The organism is Gloeocapsopsis sp. IPPAS B-1203 (assembly GCF_002749975.1).
GTDB lineage: Bacteria > Cyanobacteriota > Cyanobacteriia > Cyanobacteriales > Chroococcidiopsidaceae > Gloeocapsopsis.
On record NZ_PEIG01000010.1, the window covers coordinates 185,919 to 205,742 of the forward strand.

Annotated in this window: 18 protein-coding genes and 2 pseudogenes; 10 read left to right on the top strand and 10 right to left on the bottom strand. The window is 42.3% G+C overall.

The features are described 5' to 3' along the window. Window positions 1–339: 339 nt before the first annotated feature. On the top strand, window positions 340–1,143 hold the full coding sequence (locus CSQ79_RS18280; RefSeq protein ID WP_289501302.1) for a carbohydrate ABC transporter permease: 804 nt from the start codon (window positions 340–342) through the stop codon (window positions 1,141–1,143). A gap of 3 nt (window positions 1,144–1,146) precedes the next feature. Here CSQ79_RS18280 and CSQ79_RS18285 read toward each other — a convergent pair whose 3' ends face one another. The 6 genes and pseudogenes from CSQ79_RS18285 to glyA all read right to left on the bottom strand — a co-directional run bounded on the left by CSQ79_RS18285 (window position 1,147) and on the right by glyA (window position 6,985). After that, a complete protein-coding gene (locus CSQ79_RS18285; RefSeq protein ID WP_289501292.1) occupies window positions 1,147–1,980 on the bottom strand; it encodes an ADP-ribosylglycohydrolase family protein in 834 nt (277 codons plus the stop codon). A 162-nt stretch (window positions 1,981–2,142) separates the two neighbouring features. Then, window positions 2,143–2,586, bottom strand: a complete 444-nt coding sequence (gene aroQ / locus CSQ79_RS18290; protein WP_099702589.1) for a type II 3-dehydroquinate dehydratase — start codon at window positions 2,584–2,586, stop codon at window positions 2,143–2,145. Window positions 2,587–2,616: 30 nt separating this feature from the next. Beyond that, window positions 2,617–2,757 carry a hypothetical protein gene (locus CSQ79_RS28065; protein WP_193930083.1) on the bottom strand — a complete coding sequence of 47 codons (141 nt, stop codon included), beginning with the start codon at window positions 2,755–2,757 and terminating at the stop codon, window positions 2,617–2,619. Window positions 2,758–3,056: 299 nt separating this feature from the next. After that, window positions 3,057–4,309: pseudogene (locus tag CSQ79_RS18295) on the bottom strand (competence/damage-inducible protein A). Window positions 4,310–4,372: 63 nt separating this feature from the next. Continuing rightward, window positions 4,373–5,416, bottom strand: coding sequence for a glycosyltransferase family 4 protein (locus tag CSQ79_RS18300; RefSeq protein WP_099702590.1), 1,044 nt, complete (start codon window positions 5,414–5,416; stop codon window positions 4,373–4,375). 285 nt (window positions 5,417–5,701) lie between these two features. Beyond that, entirely contained in the window at window positions 5,702–6,985 is a 1,284-nt protein-coding gene (gene glyA / locus CSQ79_RS18305) for a serine hydroxymethyltransferase (RefSeq protein ID WP_099702591.1), read from the bottom strand. A gap of 252 nt (window positions 6,986–7,237) precedes the next feature. On the opposite strand from glyA, the gene CSQ79_RS18310 reads away from it, so the two are divergent. Continuing rightward, window positions 7,238–7,435: a hypothetical protein gene (locus CSQ79_RS18310; protein WP_099702592.1), complete on the top strand. Its 198-nt coding sequence runs from the start codon at window positions 7,238–7,240 to the stop codon at window positions 7,433–7,435. A gap of 121 nt (window positions 7,436–7,556) precedes the next feature. After that, the gene (locus tag CSQ79_RS18315; RefSeq protein WP_099702593.1) at window positions 7,557–8,051 is read left to right on the top strand and encodes a Tic20 family protein; all 495 of its coding nucleotides are present in this window, start codon (window positions 7,557–7,559) and stop codon (window positions 8,049–8,051) included. Here CSQ79_RS18315 and CSQ79_RS18320 read toward each other — a convergent pair. Then, complete coding sequence (locus CSQ79_RS18320) at window positions 8,048–8,854, bottom strand: fumarylacetoacetate hydrolase family protein (RefSeq protein WP_099702594.1); 807 nt, start codon at window positions 8,852–8,854, stop codon at window positions 8,048–8,050. The two genes, CSQ79_RS18315 and CSQ79_RS18320, sit on opposite strands and share 4 nt — an antisense overlap. Window positions 8,855–9,149: 295 nt before the next feature. Between CSQ79_RS18320 and rpsF the strand changes: the two genes are divergently transcribed. Beyond that, complete coding sequence (gene rpsF / locus CSQ79_RS18325; RefSeq protein WP_099702595.1) at window positions 9,150–9,494, top strand: 30S ribosomal protein S6; 345 nt, start codon at window positions 9,150–9,152, stop codon at window positions 9,492–9,494. Window positions 9,495–9,917: 423 nt separating this feature from the next. On the opposite strand, the gene CSQ79_RS18330 is transcribed toward rpsF, so the two are convergent. Then, window positions 9,918–10,268 carry an STAS domain-containing protein gene (locus CSQ79_RS18330; protein ID WP_099702630.1) on the bottom strand — a complete coding sequence of 117 codons (351 nt, stop codon included), beginning with the start codon at window positions 10,266–10,268 and terminating at the stop codon, window positions 9,918–9,920. Window positions 10,269–11,052: 784 nt separating this feature from the next. Here CSQ79_RS18330 and CSQ79_RS18335 point away from each other — a divergent pair. Continuing rightward, window positions 11,053–11,685 carry a DedA family protein gene (locus CSQ79_RS18335; RefSeq protein WP_099702596.1) on the top strand — a complete coding sequence of 211 codons (633 nt, stop codon included), beginning with the start codon at window positions 11,053–11,055 and terminating at the stop codon, window positions 11,683–11,685. A gap of 150 nt (window positions 11,686–11,835) precedes the next feature. On the opposite strand, the gene CSQ79_RS28070 is transcribed toward CSQ79_RS18335, so the two are convergent. Together CSQ79_RS28070 and CSQ79_RS18340 are read right to left on the bottom strand one after the other, a co-directional pair. Further along, complete coding sequence (locus CSQ79_RS28070; protein ID WP_289501293.1) at window positions 11,836–11,958, bottom strand: hypothetical protein; 123 nt, start codon at window positions 11,956–11,958, stop codon at window positions 11,836–11,838. Between the two features lie 62 nt (window positions 11,959–12,020). Next, window positions 12,021–13,223, bottom strand: coding sequence for an argininosuccinate synthase (locus CSQ79_RS18340; protein ID WP_099702597.1), 1,203 nt, complete (start codon window positions 13,221–13,223; stop codon window positions 12,021–12,023). 237 nt (window positions 13,224–13,460) lie between these two features. Between CSQ79_RS18340 and CSQ79_RS18345 the strand changes: the two genes are divergently transcribed. The 5 genes and pseudogenes from CSQ79_RS18345 (at window position 13,461) to recG (ending at window position 19,706) form a co-directional block, all read left to right on the top strand. Continuing rightward, window positions 13,461–14,411, top strand: coding sequence for a glycosyltransferase family 2 protein (locus CSQ79_RS18345; RefSeq protein ID WP_289501294.1), 951 nt, complete (start codon window positions 13,461–13,463; stop codon window positions 14,409–14,411). A gap of 115 nt (window positions 14,412–14,526) precedes the next feature. Beyond that, window positions 14,527–15,336 (top strand): 30S ribosomal protein S2, encoded by an 810-nt coding sequence (gene rpsB / locus CSQ79_RS18350; RefSeq protein WP_099702599.1) that lies wholly within the window; start codon window positions 14,527–14,529, stop codon window positions 15,334–15,336. Between the two features lie 61 nt (window positions 15,337–15,397). Further along, window positions 15,398–16,056, top strand: a pseudogene (tsf, locus tag CSQ79_RS18355) (translation elongation factor Ts). Window positions 16,057–16,221: 165 nt separating this feature from the next. Further along, window positions 16,222–17,070: a hypothetical protein gene (locus tag CSQ79_RS18360; RefSeq protein ID WP_099702600.1), complete on the top strand. Its 849-nt coding sequence runs from the start codon at window positions 16,222–16,224 to the stop codon at window positions 17,068–17,070. Between the two features lie 140 nt (window positions 17,071–17,210). Beyond that, window positions 17,211–19,706, top strand: a complete 2,496-nt coding sequence (recG, locus tag CSQ79_RS18365) for an ATP-dependent DNA helicase RecG (RefSeq protein WP_099702601.1) — start codon at window positions 17,211–17,213, stop codon at window positions 19,704–19,706. Window positions 19,707–19,824: the final 118 nt, after the last annotated feature.

A 19,824-nucleotide genomic window follows, 5' to 3' on the forward strand; every position in this document is an offset into this window, starting at 1 on the left:
TAAATAAAATGCTGGATTTAATAACGATTTTATAAAATAAGTAATCCCTTAAATTAAGAGAATAAAATTAAGATTATTATGTCCTAGAAGTTGTTCATAAATCTTCTATAAGTAGAAGGGGATTTAAATCATGAAAATCATACTTTGTTTAGATAAATAAAGCATAATGCACAACAATACCAAATTAAAGGCAATACTAAAATCTAATTCTTCTTTTCTTACCTAAAGGATGGTATTTTTATTTTCATGTGTCAGTAGAGTTACAGATTTTGACAGCAGATGAGTAAAGTTAAAACCCAAGGACGAGTTAAGAATCAACACATATGGGCGGGAAAGTATATGTTGATGTATGGGTTATTAGGGGCGATCGCGCTCATCATGCTATTTCCCTTACTTTGGCTAATTAGCACTGCCTTCAAGTCATCAAGCGAAAACATATTTCAATTTCCGCCACAGCTGTTACCTAGTCAGCCTACAGTAGAAAATTTTGTACAGGTTTGGCAGACGAATCCATTTGGACAATATTTATTTAACAGTACGTTAGTTGCTATCTTGACAGTCACACTTAATTTACTTTTTTGTGCACTAGCAGCATATCCGTTGGCAAGACTAGAGTTTCGAGGCAGAGACTCAATGTTTACCGCGATTGTCGCGACGATTATGATTCCTTTTCAAATTGTCATGATTCCCTTGTATATTCTCACTGTTCAGTTAGGCATGAGAAACAGCTATTTAGGAATCATTTTTCCTGCACTTGCTTCAGCATTTGGCATCTTTCTACTACGACAGGCTTTTCAGGGCGTTCCCAAAGAGATGGAAGAGGCAGCACGCATTGATGGCTGTTCAGAATTAGGTTTATGGTGGTTTGTGATGCTTCCTGCGATTCGCCCTGCATTAGTCACTTTAGCGATTTTTGTTTTTATTGGCTCTTGGAGTGATTTCTTGTGGCCTTTAATCGTTATTGATCGACCAGAACTCTACACTCTACCTTTAGGAGTCGCAACGCTAGCAGGGACGTTTTCTCTCGATTGGCGCTTAATTGCTGCAGGTTCTGTAATCTCGATTGCTCCTGTGTTAATAGTATTTTTACTACTACAGCGCTACATTGTGCCAACCGAAACCGGAAGTGGAGTTAAAGGCTAGAAATTAACGCGGACGAATAACTTGAGGAGCTGCGATCGCCATTGCATCAAAAGTACCATTCTGATTATATGCTCCTGACCATACTGCAACCAACGAGTCACATAACTGTAGCATTTCAGCTTCACTGTGCATACCCCATACGGCAAGTGGTTTGCGAGTAGAATGAGACAATGCTAGTCGCCAGTTAATAGGAATACTAGGGGCAGCGTTATAGGCACCTGATAAAGCACCAGTGATTGAGCTGACATGCGGTTGACATGCTGCTCGCTTTACAGAAAGCTGAAAGTCTTCTAGGCTACTTAAGAAACAGTAAAACGCCAAAGCAACCGCACTACTGGGTTGTCCTAACACTGAGACAGCTTTTGCTAGGCTAGCTTGATGTTCTAATAAACTTTTTACCTGCATCAACTGTTGAGTTAGTGATGATTGAGGCGCTTCTATAAAATAAACGACTGATGAAATTAAGCTAGCTACCTGGAGTTTTTCTTTCAAAGACAATGCGATCGCATATCCAACAGCTAAAACTCCAGCAACTATTTCTGGATCGTCCTGCCATGATACAAACTGCCGCAAATTGTGTTTCAACTGAGTTTCGTTGTCGTGATAGAAAAGTGCGATCGGTAATGCCGCAATAATAGCTTTAACTGGATTAATAGGTATACTTTGGCTTGAGAAGTAGGAATGACTTGCACCCACATCCACGATCTCTTTTTGAATCAAACTTTGCGCTACTGCAGTTCCTAGACGTTCCCATAAAAAATCTTCTGCAGTAGAGCTTGAGACATCTGAATTTATTTCGGTGTTGACGAGGGAAAATCGACTCACATGTGTTAGCATGCCTCCAACCGCCGCGCCTAATAAAGTGCCGCAGAATCGACTACAGAGTGAGTAACGCATTGCTGCAATTTTTTGAGTATGACAACTGAGTCGTTTGTGATAGATAATTGCTCAGCTAATTTAATATTGTGTGTAATATCGTATCTTTAGCAAGTACAAGCCTCAGGATGACTTACTAAGATAATTAACTAACGCCTGTAGCCCCAAGCGATAGCTCTCTGCTCCAAAACCACTAATCTGCCCTAACACCACTGGCGCTATATAGGAATGATGACGGAAAGTTTCTCTTTGATAGATGTTGCTGATATGAACCTCCACTGCTGGTAGCATAACTGCAGTAAGTGCGTCTCGCAAAGCGACACTAGTATGCGTATATGCACCTGCGTTGATCAGTATACCTTGATGCTTATGCCTTGCTGTATGGATAGCATCTACTAAAACACCTTCGTGGTTTGACTGAAGGGCTGCAATAACTACATTTAGCTTCTTGGCTTCTTCTTCTAAGAGGCTATTAATATCTTCTAGATTGGTGAAGCCATAAACCTCTGGCTCGCGTTGCCCTAAGAGATTTAAATTTGGTCCATGTAGTACAAGAATACTGCTCAATTGCTACAGCTTAAAAATAAGTTTTATGAACTACTGATAGCGACGTTGTCTATCATCAACTGGAATAGGAATTGGCTCTGGTTCTGGTTCAGCTTCTGGTCCCAACAAAGTTTCTATTAGCCTACGTGCCCATTCCTTTAATTTTTCCAGTACTTTTTCTAAGTAGTCCATTGAATCGATTGCTCCTAAAATACGACCTAGATTGCTTCGCTGACCTAAACGAGAAAACTTTGCCTATGGCTGAATTTTAAGCTTGTAACTTTTACTTAATATTAAACTTATCATATCAGCTGAAACTGGACTCATGACACCATAGACAGATATCTTGCTAAACATGCCAAGTACGTGGGAGTATTTATCCTAGGATTTTAATTATAGTGGCAAGCAATACAAATCTGTAAGCGTATAGCAACTCTTAATTTTTTCTTTATGAGTAGCATTAATTACATGCTCTAATATTTTGTTGTCTATTAATGATCTTTTTCAAGTAGGTTTCGCCGTAGCAAGTCGAGGGCTGTGCAAGCACTTAAATGACGAATGAGAGATCGAGAACGATCTTGACCATAGCGGTGTTCAAAGACTTGCACTTTTTCATTTGATTGAGCCAATCCGATGTAAACAAGACCAACTGGTTTAGTAGAAGTACCGCCATCAGGTCCAGCGATACCAGTAATACTTAATCCCCAAGTTGTTCCGAGACGCGAGCGCACGCCTTCTGCCATTTGAGCTGCGACTGTTCTACTGACGGCTCCTTCTTGTTGGATAGCTTGAAGATTTACACCTAACAAAGATACTTTGACTTGGTTATCGTAGGAGATAACTCCGCCCATAAAGTAGCGCGAACTTCCAGGAATATCAGTCATCATTTGTCCCAGCCCCCACCAGTACAAGATTCAGCAACACTGAGCGTCGCATCTTCACGTTGTAACAATTGTCCTACCACAGAAGCTAACGAGTCCTCATCTTGACCGTAATAATTTAGCCCTGCAATTGCTTGGAGTTGTTGCTCAATGGGAGCTATGAGTTGTTCCGCTTCAGCTTGGGAATTGGCTTTAGCTGAGACGCGCAACTTTACTTCTCCACGGCTAGCATAAGGAGCTACTGTAGGATTTGGTAGGTTAAGAAATGCAGATGCTTTTTCTGCCAAAGCAGACTCAGCAATTCCCCAAAACTTTAACGTTCGACTGTAAATAATTTCTTGACCAAATCCTAAGTTTTTGAGGTATGGTACGGCATCTTGCCACATTCGTTGCATTTCTGATGGCACACCAGGAAAAGTAAGGATATGCAAATTAGAAATTGGCGACCAGATAATGCCAGGTGCAGTACCGGAAGAATTAGGCAAAACTTCGGCTCCTTCAGGAATCAATGCTTGCTTGCGGTTACTCGGTGTCATAACACGACCGCGAACAGCATATTTTTGAGCAATATCTTCTAGAATTTCTGGTTTTTCGACAAGAGGAACACCAAAAAAATCTGCGAGGGTTTCAGTTGTTAAGTCATCAGGAGTTGGACCAAGACCGCCAGTGAAAATGAGAACATTTGAGCGATCGCTAGCAATTTTGATGATCTGTTTGAGTCGCTCTGTATTATCTCCAACAACAGTTTGATAGTAATGAGGAATTCCTAGACTCGCGAGTTGCTGGGCTAGATATTGAGCATTTTTGTTCAAAATATCGCCCAATAGTAACTCGGTACCAACACAAATAATTTCAGCAGTCATATGATGAGCTTTTAACAATTAGCGTTTAGCTATTAGCTATGAATTAGTTTTTACAGTTTACGCTTATTGTCGAGCGTGCTTCCAAACTTGCCAGCTGGTGTAACTCAAAAGTGAGGTTGCAGCACAGGCGTAAGCAATACCACTAGGTATACCTGCAAAAGCTAGTGCTAACGTTCCAACCCAGAGAGTTAATGAGTAAATGAACAAAACTGCTAACCTGTGTGACAGCCCAGCACGTAATAGCCTGTGATGTAAATGACGCTTATCTGCATTAAAAGGCGATTTTCCCTGTCGCAGTCGTGCCAAAATGACTGCAGACATATCGACAATTGGTACTGCTAAAATCAGGTAAGGTAACACTACAGCGGTAACGGCTGTAGTCTTGGCAAGTCCAATGACACCCACACCAGCTAACGTAAAACCTATAAAATAAGCTCCGCCATCTCCCATGAAAATCTGAGCTGGATTAAAGTTATAGCGGAGGAACCCTAACGTACCACCGGCGAGAGCAGCTGCAATCAAAGCTGCTGCTGGTTGCTGCATAAACAGTGTCACGAATAGCATGACAGTGGCTGCTATTCCTGAAACTCCGGCAGCTAAGCCATCAAGTCCATCAATCCAATTAATGGCATTGACCATCCCAACTAGCCAAATCACCGTAAAAGGTAAACTCAGCCAGCCAAGTTGAATCAATCCAACAAAAGGAATACTCAAAAAGTCAATGTGTACGCCCATCTGCCAAACAACTCCCGCAATGATAACTTGCATCAGGAGGCGCAAGAAAGGCGATAAGCTAAACAAGTCATCTGCTAAACCAATCAAGAAGAATGCGATACCCCCAAGAGTGACACCCCATACTTCCCACTCTTTTGTTGGGGGTAAGATTCCAAAGCCACCAAGCGCCCAAATAATTAATAAAGCTACAACCGTCCCAGTAAAAATGGCAACTCCTCCTAGGCGTACCATAGGACGCTGATGTACTTTACGTTCGTTTGGTCGATCAACTCGTCCACTTTTGATTCCAAAAGTCTTAACAACAGGAGTCATCCAAAGGACGACTATGGCAGAGAAGAAAAAGGCAATTAGATGGTATAGCTGAATAGGCATCTGCAGATACTCAGTTGCAAGACAACGTCTCAGCCAAAGTTTACCTGCATTTGCTGTATTTGTGTGGACATTCAGTAGAGAAAAGTTGAAGAGGGGTGAGGGGTGAGGGGTGAGAGGTGAGTGGTGAGTGGTGAGTGGTTAGAGGAAGAGTAGGAGTGTGTGAGCGTTGTAGAGTAGGCGAGTTGTAGAGATTGAGAGATTTAATTGCTATTTTTCTCTCTTACGCAACCACTTGCCTACCCAACTACCTTCTGCTTTGCTACCCTTGTACTTGACCCCTTTTAATTATGCTAGTGCTGGTACTGAGATATTAAGATGTGGATAAAGTGGGAAGCGATCGCACAGTTGTGCTACTCTTTCTCGACAAGTTTGTGCTACTGTGTCATCTTCTGAATGCAGTAGGCGATCGGCGATAATATTACCAATTTCAGTAAATTCAGCATTTCCCATACCCCGCGTTGTCATGGCTGGCGAACCAAGGCGTAAGCCACTCGTCACAAATGGTGACTCTGGATCAAAGGGAACTGTATTTTTATTAGCAGTGATGTTCACACCGCTGACTAACTGATCGGCTTGTTTACCTGTCATACCGATGCTGCGCAAATCAACAAGCATCAAATGATTGTCTGTACCATCAGAAACAATCTTAAAGCCTCTCGATTGCAGCCCAGTTGCCAACACACGCGCGTTTTCAATAACTTGCGAGCTATAAATCTTAAATTCTGGTTTAAGTGCTTCTCCGAAAGCAACTGCTTTACCTGCAATGACATGTTCTAATGGTCCACCTTGACTACCAGGAAACACTGCCTTATCCAGCTTTTTCCCTATTTCTGCGTCGTGGGTTAGAATTAATCCGCCGCGAGGACCGCGCAGCGTTTTATGTGTAGTTGTAGTGACAACATCACAATAAGGAATTGGGCTAGGATGCAAGCCACTCGCTACTAAACCAGCAATGTGGGCAATATCAGCTAATAAGTAAGCACCAATTTCATCGGCAATACTTCTAAATTTCTCAAAGTCAATAATTCGTGGATACGCTGAATAACCACAAATCAATAATTTAGGACGGTGTTGTCGTGCAAGTTCACGAATTTGGTCGTAATCAAGTTGCTCGGTTTGTTGGCTAACACCATAATGACAAACTTTAAACCACTTACCAGAGACATTAACAGGAGAACCGTGAGTCAAGTGTCCTCCATGGGATAAATCCATGCCCATAATTGTGTCCCCAGGTTCCAGCAGTGTCAGAAACACAGCAAAATTAGCTTGTGCGCCAGAATGTGGTTGGACATTGGCATGCGCCGCACCAAATAGTTGCTTAGCACGCTCAATTGCGAGTTGCTCAATTTTATCGATGTACTCACAACCACCGTAGTAACGCTTTCCTGGTAAGCCTTCGGCGTATTTGTTAGTCAGTACTGAACCTTGGGCGGCTAAAACTGCTGCGGAAGTAAAGTTTTCGCTGGCAATTAACTCTAAATGATCGCGCTGACGCTGCAGTTCTGAGTTAATCAAATCTGCAATAGCAGGATCTGTTTGTGCGAGAAAGTCTAAGTTAGTGCGAGTCACTTGCTGATATCCCTAAAAATAATTTAGAACAGTGGTTATCTACCATCATCAATAGATTTTGCTAGCTAATTTTAGCGTTGATTGCACTTGTCCGGTTTCTTCATGCACGATCGCACTACTCTGTTCTTTGTAGCGGTCGATTACCTCAACTGCTCATCAGTATATTAAGCTGTGTATGAATTCTTACAGTATTTCTGAACTCCTACCATAAAATGGAATTAAGTCAATTGGGGGTTTTAAAGGAGGCAGCGGATGTTAGTGGTTTTGATAGAAGATCAAATCCTTGCCCCACATCAGGTTTGTCAAAGTTGTTTGCTTGCAGATCAAAGTGGACAACCCCGCTGGCGTCAAGGTCAACTACGCTGCGGTCAAGCACTGCATAAATTGGCAGCAAGTCAGCCAGATCAGTACCAATGTATAATGGGCTTCAGAATTGCCAATATTGAATAATCCATCAACCTTGTAGCGTGGAAATCTTCTCGTTCACGAAATTGATGTCAGTAATCTTAAGAGGACTATAGACCTGCGTTATCCTGTAGCTTAGTGACAGCACAAATTTAGGAGGAGAATAATGGCTTGGCGCGGGTCAACGACTGTTTGGGATAGAATTTTTGCTAGTCTTGCTTATTTATTACCATTAGTTGATGTTGTTGGGCTTCTACTACGTGTAGGTTTACAAAATACTATTTTTGGGGAATTTCCTGCACTGAGAATTGTTTTAGTGCCTTTGCTACCTTTGGTGCAAATCTACTTTGGTATACCATTTGTAGGGCTTATTGTTTTCTTTGTCTTGTTCTTACTAGTTGTCAGGAACGAACGGGTTAGTCACTTTATCCGCTTCAACACAATGCAGGCAATATTAATTACAATTGCGTTGTTCTTGTGCAGTATTTTGGTGCAAATATTAGCACCTGTGCCTGGTACGACTTTCGCAGTTGCAACGCTCGCTAATACTATTTTTCTCGGTGTAGTTATAGCGGCTGCCTACGCAGTTGTGCAGTCTTTGCTTGGTCGTTATGCAGAAATTCCTGCGCTCTCTGATGCAGTTTATATGCAAGTCCGCTAGGACTTCTCGAATGGTTGAACTACAGTGTATTCTCTAGAAATCACTGTATTTTCCAATCGACCAATTCCCTCAATTTCTACAACAACAAGATCGCCTAGTTGTAGCGGTCCTACACCGACAGGAGTTCCTGTCAACACGACATCACCAGGAAGAAGTGTCATGATCTGACTAATATACGACACCAGAACATCTGGTGAAAATACCATTTGATCAATACTGGCAGATTGTACTGGCTGCACTTGTTCATTGATAAACGTCTGTAAACGCGCTCCAGGACTGAGTTCTCGGACAATCCAAGGTCCCAGGGGGCAAAAGGTATCAAATCCTTTGGCGCGCGTCCATTGACCATCGCGTTGCTGTAAATCGCGCGCAGTAACATCATTGGCGATGGTATAGCCCCAAATTTTATTTTGTGCTTGCGCGGCTGTACAGCCGAAAGTGCGATCGCCAATAATTAATGCTAATTCTCCTTCGTAATCGACTCGCCGCGTTTGGGATGGATAAATAATCTCACCGCTAGTAGGAATAATTGCTGTAGATGGTTTGAGGAATAACAATGGCTCTCGCGGGACTTCTGTCCCCATTTCTGCAGCATGATCGGCATAATTTTTTCCAACTGCAACAATTTTAGAGGGAGAACACGGAGCTAGAATCTGGTAGCTTTCTGGTTCTAAATGTAACTCTGTAGGCTGACCTTGTAACCACGGAGGAGCATCAAGTACCTGAACGCTTTGGCTAGGTTTGAGTAACCCGTAGTAAATCCGTCCCTCTTGATTTTGAACTCGGACGTAGCGCTGCGCCATAAAGTGCCGTTATTCTATGTTTTGAGCTTAACGACTGCCAACTGTTGAGGCAAATCGCAATCTATCATAATCACACCTCAGCATACATTGCATAGGTTGATTAAGTTTGTAAGATATCATCTCATCTGTAGTTAACTTAGTCTTTTTTAGCAGCGATCGCTCACTACATAGGTTATGGCATAAATGACTAACTTTGCTAGAATTATAATTCCTTGTTGCTTGGGAAATATTTTGATGGCAATACAAACCATTAAAAGGCGCTCAAGCAGCCACGTTGTCCATAAGGAATATCGCTATGGCTTATACTTACGAAACAATGTACATTTTGCGTCCTGATCTAGGAGAAGATCAGGTGGCACAAGCTGTGACAAAATATCAGAACATGCTTGAAGAACAAGGAGCAACACAGCTTGAAGTTCAAAACCGTGGTAAACGTCGTCTTGCTTATGAAATCGCTAAGCATCGTGAAGGTATTTACGTTCAGATGAACTACCAAGCTCCTGGACGTGTTATTGCCCAGCTAGAACGAGCAATGCGATTGAGTGATGAGGTCATTCGCTATCTCACTATTAAGCAAGAAGTTGAAGTTATAGAAAGTACAGATTCACAGCAATTACCGGAAGAAGCAGTTGTTAGTTAGTATCTGACTAGATATACGGTATAAATCCCGCTTAACCGTATAGAAAGCGGGATTACTTTTTATGTATTTAAATTCTGCGATCGCGCAATGCTGCTATTAGCCACTCAGCTGAATAATAAGAAATCTTTTGCTAAAGGCTAATACAAGCTCATAAAAACTTATTTTAATTAAGTTAAATTCTGGACTCATCAACTGCATGGCTTTCCAACGCGCAGTAAGAGTAGATTGATAAGTTAACGGATTCTCTCAAAATAGCCACGCCTTATTGGCACGCATTCTTAATCCAAGGTTTTGTCATCAAGCGATGAGTTCAAATAATTGCAATTTAACACTCCTATTGCAATTGCTTATATTAATAAGCAAGACTAAATAATTGTCTCTTTTTGGTCGGGTTCTTGCACTGATTACCCTTAAGGAAAAATCCTAAGCTGCTAGGACAGCAGGCTCAGTCAAAGTCAAAACAGCATCATAACTTTCACAGATTTCAAAAACAGAATCAAGTTGAGTCAGTTCTAAAATTAACTTGATAGGCTCAGGTAAATGACATAACACTAAGCGACAATTGTTTCCTCGCGCAGCTTTCAACCCTGTAATTAAAGCTACTAAACCGGAGCTATCCATGAAATCAACTTGTGCAAGATCGACTACCCAAAGAGTACCGCGTTGTAGCATCAGCCTCATAAACTGAGCCTCTAATAGTTTGCTACCATCACAATCTAATCTTCCTTGTGGTTGAAGTACGAGCATTGGGCAATTTTCGTTTGTAATCGTCATATAGTTTGTGCGTGTAATTAACATTTGATAAAAATACAAAAATAGAAAATTTCATCTTTCAGAAAAGCAACTTGTAGAATCGCCCAAAAATATGGGTCTATTACACCTATGCAATCTTTAGATGAAACTGGTAATTACGTCTATTTATCTAAGTGGAAAAGACAAACCTTTGAATTAATCCAGTAACTGATCGACCTTAAAAGTCTATAAAGTTCGATTGTATTAATCATGTTTTCTCTACAGTTTTATTAACTGAGCAAAAAGCATGAGATACTGCTTAGACTGGATGAGAGGAAGTATGCCACTAAAAACCTCTATTAATTTGTTACTTTTGTAACATTACTTCAACTAATGTTTTTATTATTTGAACATATTGACTGTTTTCGTAGTTAAGTTTATGGCTTGTGGTCGTTAATGAAGTACGATCCTAAAGCTATACGTTTGAATCCCCCTACTATAAAACACTGACACAAAATGATCTCAGTAGATTTGGGGAGCTTTACGAAATCTTTATTAGGTAAAGCTGCTTTTTTAAAGCTTTCATAAAGTAAAAACGAAAAATAAAATATTCAACGATAATAGAGGTTTGTGTTTCTGGGCGATGTACCTAACTAAAAGTCTTTAATTGCCAGTTAGCAACTTTTAGAGTATGCATCCAAAAGGGATATATAACTTTAGATAGATTAACTAGAATCTTAAAAGAAAAACCGTATCTCCTATTTGACAGCCCTAGCAAAACCAAGCCAAGATGGAGAAAACGTAAATCTTTGTAAAGGCTGCGGGAATGTCTCTGGAGTTTGTATCACTGGAGAAGATCCAGGAGTTTGCACATTATTACGGCTACTGGGCAATATTTATCGGTATTTTGCTAGAGAACTTGGGAATTCCCATCCCAGGAGAAACTGTAACCTTAATTGGAGGTTTTCTAGCTGGTAGTCAAGAACTCAATTATTGGTTTGTTCTAGGTAGTGCAATCTTGGGCGCTGTTCTTGGTGGCACTTGCGGATATTGGATTGGCAGATATACGGGTTGGGAATTTATTCTTCGTACTGCTGGTTTTTTTCGTATTCCCGCAGTGCGGTTAGAGGAACTGAAAGACAAATTTAGTCAAAATGCAGCTAAAGCAGTATTCTTTGGGCGATTTATTGCTTTGTTACGCATCTTTTCAGGGTTATTAGCTGGAATAGCTGGGATGTCTTTTGCCAAGTTTTTTGTATACAACTTAGCTGGGGCAGCCGTATGGGCATCTGTGATGGTTACTTTAGCTTTCTTTGTAGGACAGGTTGTGTCTTTAGAACAGTTAGTGTCCTGGGTAGGTGAATTTGCCATCTTAGCCTTAGCTATTGCTACTGCTTGGATTGTTGTTCCCTTGTGGTGGGAGTCACGCCAAGTTAAGAAAATTGCCAGTGAAGACTAAGAGCAGAGGAGCAGAGGAAGCAAGGGAGATAGAGGGCTTTGAGATTTGAGTCGTGAAGTGTTGAGTTTAAGAGAGTGATGAGTTATGAAGAGTCTTTTAATTCAAAACGTGCTAACGCACCGCTACGCTAACATAACTCATAACTAACCACTAGCCACTCAACGCCAGTTCGACGCCACTTGCTACAACGAGGGGCGACGAAGTCCGCGATAGCGCCACCCCCGCAACGCAGTGGCTCACGCGGAGTTCTACAGGGCGCGGGAACCTCCGCAACGAATCCGCTCCTCAACGGAGGATACCTCCGCACACGACTGGCTCCTCCTCACCCCTCATTCCTAACCCCTAACGTGCTTTGACCAAATTCGAGTTGGTAGTCCCCAAACGTAGATGAATCCTTCTGCAGCTTTGTGATCAAATTGATCGTCAGCACCGTAAGTTGCTAAATCTGGAGTATAGAGAGAATTATCAGACCAGCGCCCGACAATCGTTGCGTTCCCCTTGAAGAATTTAAGACGCACAGTACCAGATACACGCTCTTGGGTTTTTTGCACAAAAGCATCGAGTGCACCTTTGAGCGGACTGTACCACAACCCGTTATAAATCATTTGGCTGTAAGTTTCTTCAATACCACGCTTGTAGTGGGTGACATCTGCTGTTAAGGTGAGGCTTTCTAAGTCGCGGTGCGCTTGAATTAAAACCAGCAAAGCTGGTGTTTCGTAAATTTCCCGTGATTTGATCCCGACTAAGCGGTTTTCTACCATATCAATGCGCCCAACACCGTGATTACCAGCAATTTGGTTGAGTTGAGCGATCAGTTCTACAGGTGCGATCGCATCTTTATTTAGTTTGGTAGGAAGACCTTGCTCAAAGCTGATTTCAATGTATTCTGGCGTGTCGGGAGTATCAGCGATCGCCTTTGTCATCAAATAAATTTCTTCAAGTGGTTCGGTGCGGGGATCTTCTAAAGGTCCTGCTTCGATGCTGCGACCGAGTAAGTTACGGTCAATACTATAAGGCGAGGATTTTTTGACTGGCGCTGGAATACCGAAGCGCTCGCCATACGCAATTGTTTCCTCACGGCTCATTCCCCATTCGCGTGCTGGGGCTAGCACTTTCAAATTTGGGTTAAGTGCAGCAATAGAAACATCAAACCGGACTTGATCGTTACCTTTACCAGTACAGCCATGCGCAACCGCATCTGCACCGTACTTTGCTGCCGCTTCTACCAGAAGCTTCGCAATGAGGGGACGCGCCAAAGCTGTTGACAGCGGATAGCGATTTTCATATAAAGCATTTGCCTGAATTGCAGCAAAGGCATAATCTTTAACAAAGCTTTCTTGTGCATTGATGACAAGCGATTCGCTAGCACCTGATTGCAGTGCTTTTTGTTTAATTGGTTCTAATTCATCTCCCTGCCCTAGATCTGCGGCTAAGGTAATAACTTCTGCAACACCCCACTCCTGTTTAAGATAGGGAATACAGACGGAGGTATCTACTCCACCGGAGTATGCTAGTACAACTTTGGTAGCACGACCCATTGATTCCTCGATTTAGCAAAACAACGAGTGATTATTATCTAACTAATTTATGCGCATTCTTGTCAGCCATGGCACAGATTTATTTATCATTCTGTCATAAGTCATGATGAGTTATGAATGAATAGGGATTTGCGGCAATAGTATTAATGGGTAAAATCCGTGACGATCAAACCATTCGCCAATTGCTAACAGCTAATCGCTTTATTATGCCTTTTGTAGGTGGTGCTAGGGGGAAGCGTGTTTTTTAGTATTGTGATTCCAACTTACAATCGTCAGCCGATTTTAGCGAAATGCTTAATAGCCCTCGAACAGCAACTTTTAGCAGCTGATAGCGCCATTGAGGGTTACGAAGTTGTCTTGGTAGACGATGGTTCGACAGATGGCACTTTAGAGTGGTTGCAAGACAATGCTGCTGAGTTTCCTCATGTGCGATCGCATGTGCAAGATCATCAAGGACCAGCAGCCGCGCGGAATTTGGGTGTAGAGCGCGCGCAGGGAGATACGATTATTTTTATTGATAGCGACCTCGTTGTTACAGAAAATTTTCTCCAAGCTCACGCTGACGGGCTACAGCAAGCACAGCAAACCTACGGTAGCGATCGCGTTTTTACCTATGGTCTTGTCATTAATACTTGCAATTTTGCCGATCCTACGGCAGAGCCGTACAAAATTACCGATTTTTCCGCGGCTTATTTTGCGACAGGGAATGTGGCGATCGCCCGTCAGTGGCTAGAAAAAGCAGGGTTATTTGATACTCGATTTCAACTTTATGGCTGGGAAGATTTGGAGTTGGGAGTACGCTTAAAACAATTAGGCTTAAAACTTATCAAATGCCCTGCAGCAGTAGGCTATCACTGGCACCCTCCCTTTAACCTCAAGCAAATTCCTAACTTAATTGAAAAAGAAATTCAGCGCGGGCGTATGGGAGTTTTATTTTATCAGAAACACCCCATTTGGGAGGTGCGCATGATGATTCAAATGACTTGGTTGCACCGTTTGCTTTGGGGACTGCTTTCACTCGGTGGTAATCTCAACGAACGTAGCTTGGCTCCTATGCTTCAGTGGTTAATCGATCAGGGTAAACCGCAGTTAGCCCTGGAAATTGCGCGGATTTTTCTAAATTGGTACAACGTTCAAGGTGTTTACTCGGCTTACTCTCAAATGCAGTCTGCTTCCCGCGCCAAGTAGGGATTTTAGTGTGATACACTAGGAGAGTTGACAAAAATCGCACATCCAGTTTTTTCGGGTGTTTCCTGTAAGGAAATACACCTGGATGGAGGATTAACCCGAAATAGGAGAAAATATGCCGGTTGTCTCATTGGCGCAAATGATGGAGGCAGGAGTTCACTTTGGGCATCAAACCCGACGGTGGAATCCTAAAATGGCTCCATATATCTATACCTCCCGCAATGGAGTGCATATCATTGACTTGGTACAAACTGCCCAGTTAATGGACGATGCGTATCAGTATACGCGTACTGCCGCAGAACAAGGTAAGAAGTTCCTCTTTGTCGGTACAAAAAGGCAAGCAGCCGGAATCATCGCTCAAGAAGCAGCACGTTGTGGTTCGTATTACGTTAATCAAAGGTGGTTGGGCGGAATGCTGACTAACTGGACAACAATTAAAACGCGTGCAGAGCGGTTAAAAGAATTAGAGCGCCGCGAAGAAAATGGAGCACTAGATTTGTTACCCAAAAAAGAAGCTTCGGTACTGCGCCGCGAGATGGCAAAGCTACAGAAGTATTTGGGTGGAATTAAAACAATGCGGAAAATTCCTGATGTAGTCGTGATTGTAGACCAACGTCGGGAGTACAATGCCGTACAAGAATGTCAAAAGCTAGGGATTCAAATTGTGTCAATGTTAGATACTAACTGCGATCCTGATGTAGTTGATGTTCCCATTCCAGCTAACGATGACGCAATTCGCTCAATCAAGCTAATTGTCGGCAAATTAGCAGACGCAATCTATGAAGGACGTCACGGTCAACTAGAAGCAGAAGAGGAATACGATTACGAAGGTGCAGAGGAAGATCTCGAATACGACGAAAGCGAAATCGAGTATACTGACTCATTGCTACCAGATGAAGAAGAGGAACAAACCGAAGAAGAATAGAATATAGCTTTCAGGTAATTCCAGAAAGCTCTAATTTAGTTAAGTAGGAAATTGAGGCAAGATGGCGGAAATATCTGCACAAGTCGTCAAAGAGCTACGCGAAAGAACCGGCGCTGGCATGATGGACTGCAAAAAAGCGCTGAAAGAAAACGACGGTGATATGGACAAAGCCATTGAATGGCTGCGACAAAAAGGTATCACCTCTGCTGACAAAAAAGCTGGGCGCGTAGCAGCAGAAGGACTCGTAGGTAGCTACATTCACACTGGCGGTAGAGTTGGTGTATTAGTAGAAGTCAACTGCGAGACAGACTTCGTGGCTCGTCGTGAAGAATTTCAAACGCTGGTGCGGAACATCGCCATCAAGTCGCGGCTTGCCCGAATGTCGAGTATGTCAAAGTAGAAGATATCCCAGCTGATATCGCCCAAAAAGAAAAAGAAATCGAAATGGGGCGGGACGATCTGGCGAAAAAACCAGACAACATCAAAGAAAAAATCGTTCAAGGTCGAATTGAAAAACGCTTGAAAGAAATGACTTTGATGGATCAACCCTATATTCGCGATCAGAATATTTCTGTGGAAGATCTAGTGAAACAAGCGATCGCTCAATTAGGTGAAAATATCCAAGTGCGTCGCTTTGTCCGCTTTGTCTTAGGCGAAGGTATCGATAAGCAAGAAAGCAATTTCGCAGAAGAAGTCGCTGCGCAAATGGGCAGTAAGTAAAATTAGGGGTTAGGGTGATAGCGATTAGTGGCTAGTGAATAGTAATTAGTTTTGAGTTTTGAGTTTTAAGTTTTGAATTAAAAGAATTTTGAACTTTGAGTTTTCGTAACTCATAGCTCAACACTCAAAACTTCCCCTCGCCCCTCACTCCTAGTTTTTGAGGCAATGGCAACAATTGAACAAATTAAACGAGAGATTGCAGCTTTAGAAGAAGCGTGTCGCGTTCTGGCAGAAGAACTTTATGCGGCTTACACTAGTTATTTCATAGCCTTAGCGAAAGCTGTGCGACAACAAGCAATCTTAGCTACTTATCACTTGTGTACGCAGGGCTATCCAGAAGCGTTTTTGAGTTTATCTTTTAGCCAGCGGCAACAATTGCAGCAAGATGTACGTAAGGTAATACGAGAAGCAATTGATCAGTTATTAGCGATAACACAGGTTGAGGAAAAAGAAAACTTAGAACAAGAAATTAGAGAAGATATCAAACTGGAAGCTACAGAAGAGGCATTATTAGAATCTGTTAGTCCTCCTACATCAAGTTTTAGTACTCTGGTGAGATTTCCAACAAATCCGATAGATTTGCTCAAGTGGCAGCAAAATATTGAGCAGGCGATCGCCTCGCAACTGAAAACGATTTCGCGTGAAATTAACTATCTACTTCAGCAAGCAAAGATTTTACCAGAGAAACTCCCCTTTCCATTGCTCGATGCAGCATTAAACGCACCGGAACTTCCAGCTGAAGCGACTGCTGGACCGCCAAATTTATTAAACTTATTAGTAGAAGCAGAAAGCAATAGCAATCAAGAAGAATCCAGCGTCACTACGCTTGTTGCTATCTATCTACGGCTAGGCGAAATTGAGTTTGCTGATGCGACAATAAGAACTGAGCGCAACCACATTCGTCATCTAGAAACCCGAAGCCGCACTTTATTGAAAGAATATTACAAGAAACAGCGCGAGCAAGCCATTGCAGAAGCAGAAGCAGCGTGGCGTGCTAGCTGGTTTGAAGATTAGCATTGTATTACCGCTGTGCAGAGTTAAGAATAATGAATGAAGTTAACTCAAAATTCAAAACTTTGAAATTACCTAGTCCAAATTTAAGTATTAAAGTTATAAAGAGAACCGATCGCTCTCGGCTGACTTGCTAATCACTTATGACATCACTAGATTTAGGGCGATTGCAAAAAGCATTGGCAGTAGAAGCAGAACGCGGCTTTGCTGATTTAATAGGTAAGCAATATCGCTTTAGTGAATTTCTCTGTCTTAGTTTTGGTAAACCTCCGGTAACTCTGCCGTTAGATGAGCGTCAACGGTGGCAAGAAATAGCAGCACAATTTGCCAAATATCCAGAATTGCCATTAGAAGAACGACAACACCTCGTAGCTGAAGCACGAAGATGCGTGTATCATACACAACGATATCAGCGTGGGGACAATGTCACAAAGCAAAGTACAAAAGAGCGATCGCCCCACTCAACAAAAACGAAACTCCCGCCGACAACACCCTTAGTACAACCGCTACAGACAGAAGCCGCAATCCGCATTGCACCGAATCCAGAGCAACCTTTAAAAAGCTTACCCGAAGTAGGAGTGAGAAGAAGTGGTTACTTAGCAAAACTGGGGTTGTATACAGTACGCGACGTTCTATTTTATTATCCCCGCGACCACATTGATTATGCACGACAAGTCAATATCAAAGAATTGCAAGCAGGAGAGACAGTAACACTATTAGGAACAGTCAAACGCTGTACTTGCTTTAATAGCCCGCGCAATCCTAAATTAACGATCCTGGAACTTGTCCTTAAAGATAATACTGGTCAAATTCGGATTAATCGTTTTTTTGCAGGGGCGCGATATAGTCATCGTGGTTGGCAAGAACAACAAAAACGTCGCTATCCTGTAGGTGCAGTTGTTGCTGCTTCTGGATTAGTCAAAGAAAGTAAATATGGTTTAACGCTAGAAGATCCTGAAATTGAAGTTTTAGCGCATCCAGGAGATACGATTGATTCGCTGACAATCGGTCGAGTCGTACCAGTGTATGCTTTGACAGAAGGCGTAGGTGCAGATATGGTACGCAAAGCAGTTACGGCAGCTTTACCTGCGTGCGTACATCTCAAAGACCCCTTGCCATTTCGCCTGCGCGACAAGTATGGTTTGATGGAATTAAAAGCGGCGATCGCAAATATTCACTTTCCCTCAGATAGCACTTCTTTAGAACTGGCTCGACGTCGCCTTGTCTTTGATGAATTTTTCTATTTACAACTTGGTTTACTACAACGCCAACACAAAGCACGTCAAATTCAAAACGGTGCAGTTTTAGCGCGTACTGGAAAACTTATTCAAACATTTTACCAACTACTACCCTTTGAACTGACTAACGCTCAATCGCGAGTTGTTAACGATATCCTCGATGACTTACAAAAACCAGTACCGATGAACCGTTTGGTACAAGGAGATGTGGGTTCGGGGAAAACTGTAGTTGCTGTCATAGCAATCTTGGCAGCGATTCAATCAGGTTATCAAGCAGCGTTAATGGCTCCGACAGAAGTGTTAGCAGAACAACACTATCGCAAATTAGTCAGCTGGTTTAATCTGTTGCATTTACCCGTAGAACTGTTAACAGGTTCTACAAAAACTGCAAAACGCCGCCAAATTCATGCTCAACTAGAAACAGGTGAATTACCGCTATTGGTCGGTACTCATGCTTTGATTCAAGAAAAAGTCAACTTTCAACGTTTAGGTTTAGCTGTGATTGACGAACAACATCGTTTTGGTGTAGGACAACGGGCACAGTTACAGCAAAAAGGCGAATCTCCCCACGTCCTGACAATGACAGCCACTCCCATTCCCCGTACGCTAGCGCTAACATTACATGGCGATTTAGATGTTAGTCAAATTGACGAACTACCACCAGGAAGACAACAAATTCAGACAACAGTTCTATCAGCAAAAGAACGCAGTCACGCCTACGACTTAATTAACCGCGAAATTGCTCAAGGACGTCAAACTTATATCGTTTTACCTTTAGTAGAAGAATCAGAAAAGTTAGATGTACGGGCGGCTGTCGAAGAACATCAACGACTCCAAGAAAGTATTTTTCCGCAATATCAAGTAGGCTTACTTCATGGTCGGATGAGTTCAGCAGATAAAGATGTTGCTATTAATCAATTTCGTGACAATCAAACACAAATTTTAGTGTCAACAACCGTCATTGAAGTAGGAGTTGATGTACCCAATGCAACTGTGATGATGATTGAAAATGCTGAGCGTTTCGGTTTATCGCAACTGCATCAATTACGCGGTCGTGTCGGTCGGGGTGCAGCAAAATCTTACTGTCTTTTGATGAGTAATTCTAAAGCAGAAACTGCAATATCGCGGTTAAAAGTCTTAGAACAATCGCAAGATGGCTTTTTCATTTCAGAGATGGATATGCGCTTTCGCGGTCCTGGAGAAGTCTTAGGGACAAGACAATCAGGATTACCAGACTTTACTTTAGCAAGTCTTGTAGAAGATCAAGGAGTTTTGGAATTAGCAAGAGCCGCCGCAGAAACAGTAATTGAACTTGATGCAACTTTAGAACGCTGGCGTTTGATGAAAGCTGAGTTGGAATATCGCTATCAAAAATTGATGGGTGGTGCTATCTTGACGTAGGTAATAGGTAATGGGTAATAGAGAGTCGTGAAGTGTTGAGTGTTGAGTTTAAGAAAGTTTAATTCAAAATTCAAAACCCTTAACCACCCTGAAGTTATGTTTATTTTTACCCACTTCC

Coding starts and splice junctions, on each gene's coding strand:
- CSQ79_RS18285 (WP_289501292.1), bottom strand. CDS start 1,980: ATGCTAACACATGTGAGTCGATTTTCCCTCGTCAACACCGAAATAAAT.
- CSQ79_RS18280 (WP_289501302.1), top strand. CDS start 340: ATGTTGATGTATGGGTTATTAGGGGCGATCGCGCTCATCATGCTATTT.
- CSQ79_RS18330 (WP_099702630.1), bottom strand. CDS start 10,268: ATGACGATTACAAACGAAAATTGCCCAATGCTCGTACTTCAACCACAA.
- recG (WP_099702601.1), top strand. CDS start 17,211: ATGACATCACTAGATTTAGGGCGATTGCAAAAAGCATTGGCAGTAGAA.
- CSQ79_RS18310 (WP_099702592.1), top strand. CDS start 7,238: ATGTTAGTGGTTTTGATAGAAGATCAAATCCTTGCCCCACATCAGGTT.
- rpsF (WP_099702595.1), top strand. CDS start 9,150: ATGGCTTATACTTACGAAACAATGTACATTTTGCGTCCTGATCTAGGA.
- CSQ79_RS18340 (WP_099702597.1), bottom strand. CDS start 13,223: ATGGGTCGTGCTACCAAAGTTGTACTAGCATACTCCGGTGGAGTAGAT.
- CSQ79_RS18315 (WP_099702593.1), top strand. CDS start 7,557: ATGGCTTGGCGCGGGTCAACGACTGTTTGGGATAGAATTTTTGCTAGT.
- CSQ79_RS18360 (WP_099702600.1), top strand. CDS start 16,222: ATGGCAACAATTGAACAAATTAAACGAGAGATTGCAGCTTTAGAAGAA.
- CSQ79_RS18320 (WP_099702594.1), bottom strand. CDS start 8,854: ATGGCGCAGCGCTACGTCCGAGTTCAAAATCAAGAGGGACGGATTTAC.
- rpsB (WP_099702599.1), top strand. CDS start 14,527: ATGCCGGTTGTCTCATTGGCGCAAATGATGGAGGCAGGAGTTCACTTT.
- CSQ79_RS28065 (WP_193930083.1), bottom strand. CDS start 2,757: ATGGACTACTTAGAAAAAGTACTGGAAAAATTAAAGGAATGGGCACGT.
- CSQ79_RS18300 (WP_099702590.1), bottom strand. CDS start 5,416: ATGCCTATTCAGCTATACCATCTAATTGCCTTTTTCTTCTCTGCCATA.
- CSQ79_RS18335 (WP_099702596.1), top strand. CDS start 11,053: ATGTCTCTGGAGTTTGTATCACTGGAGAAGATCCAGGAGTTTGCACAT.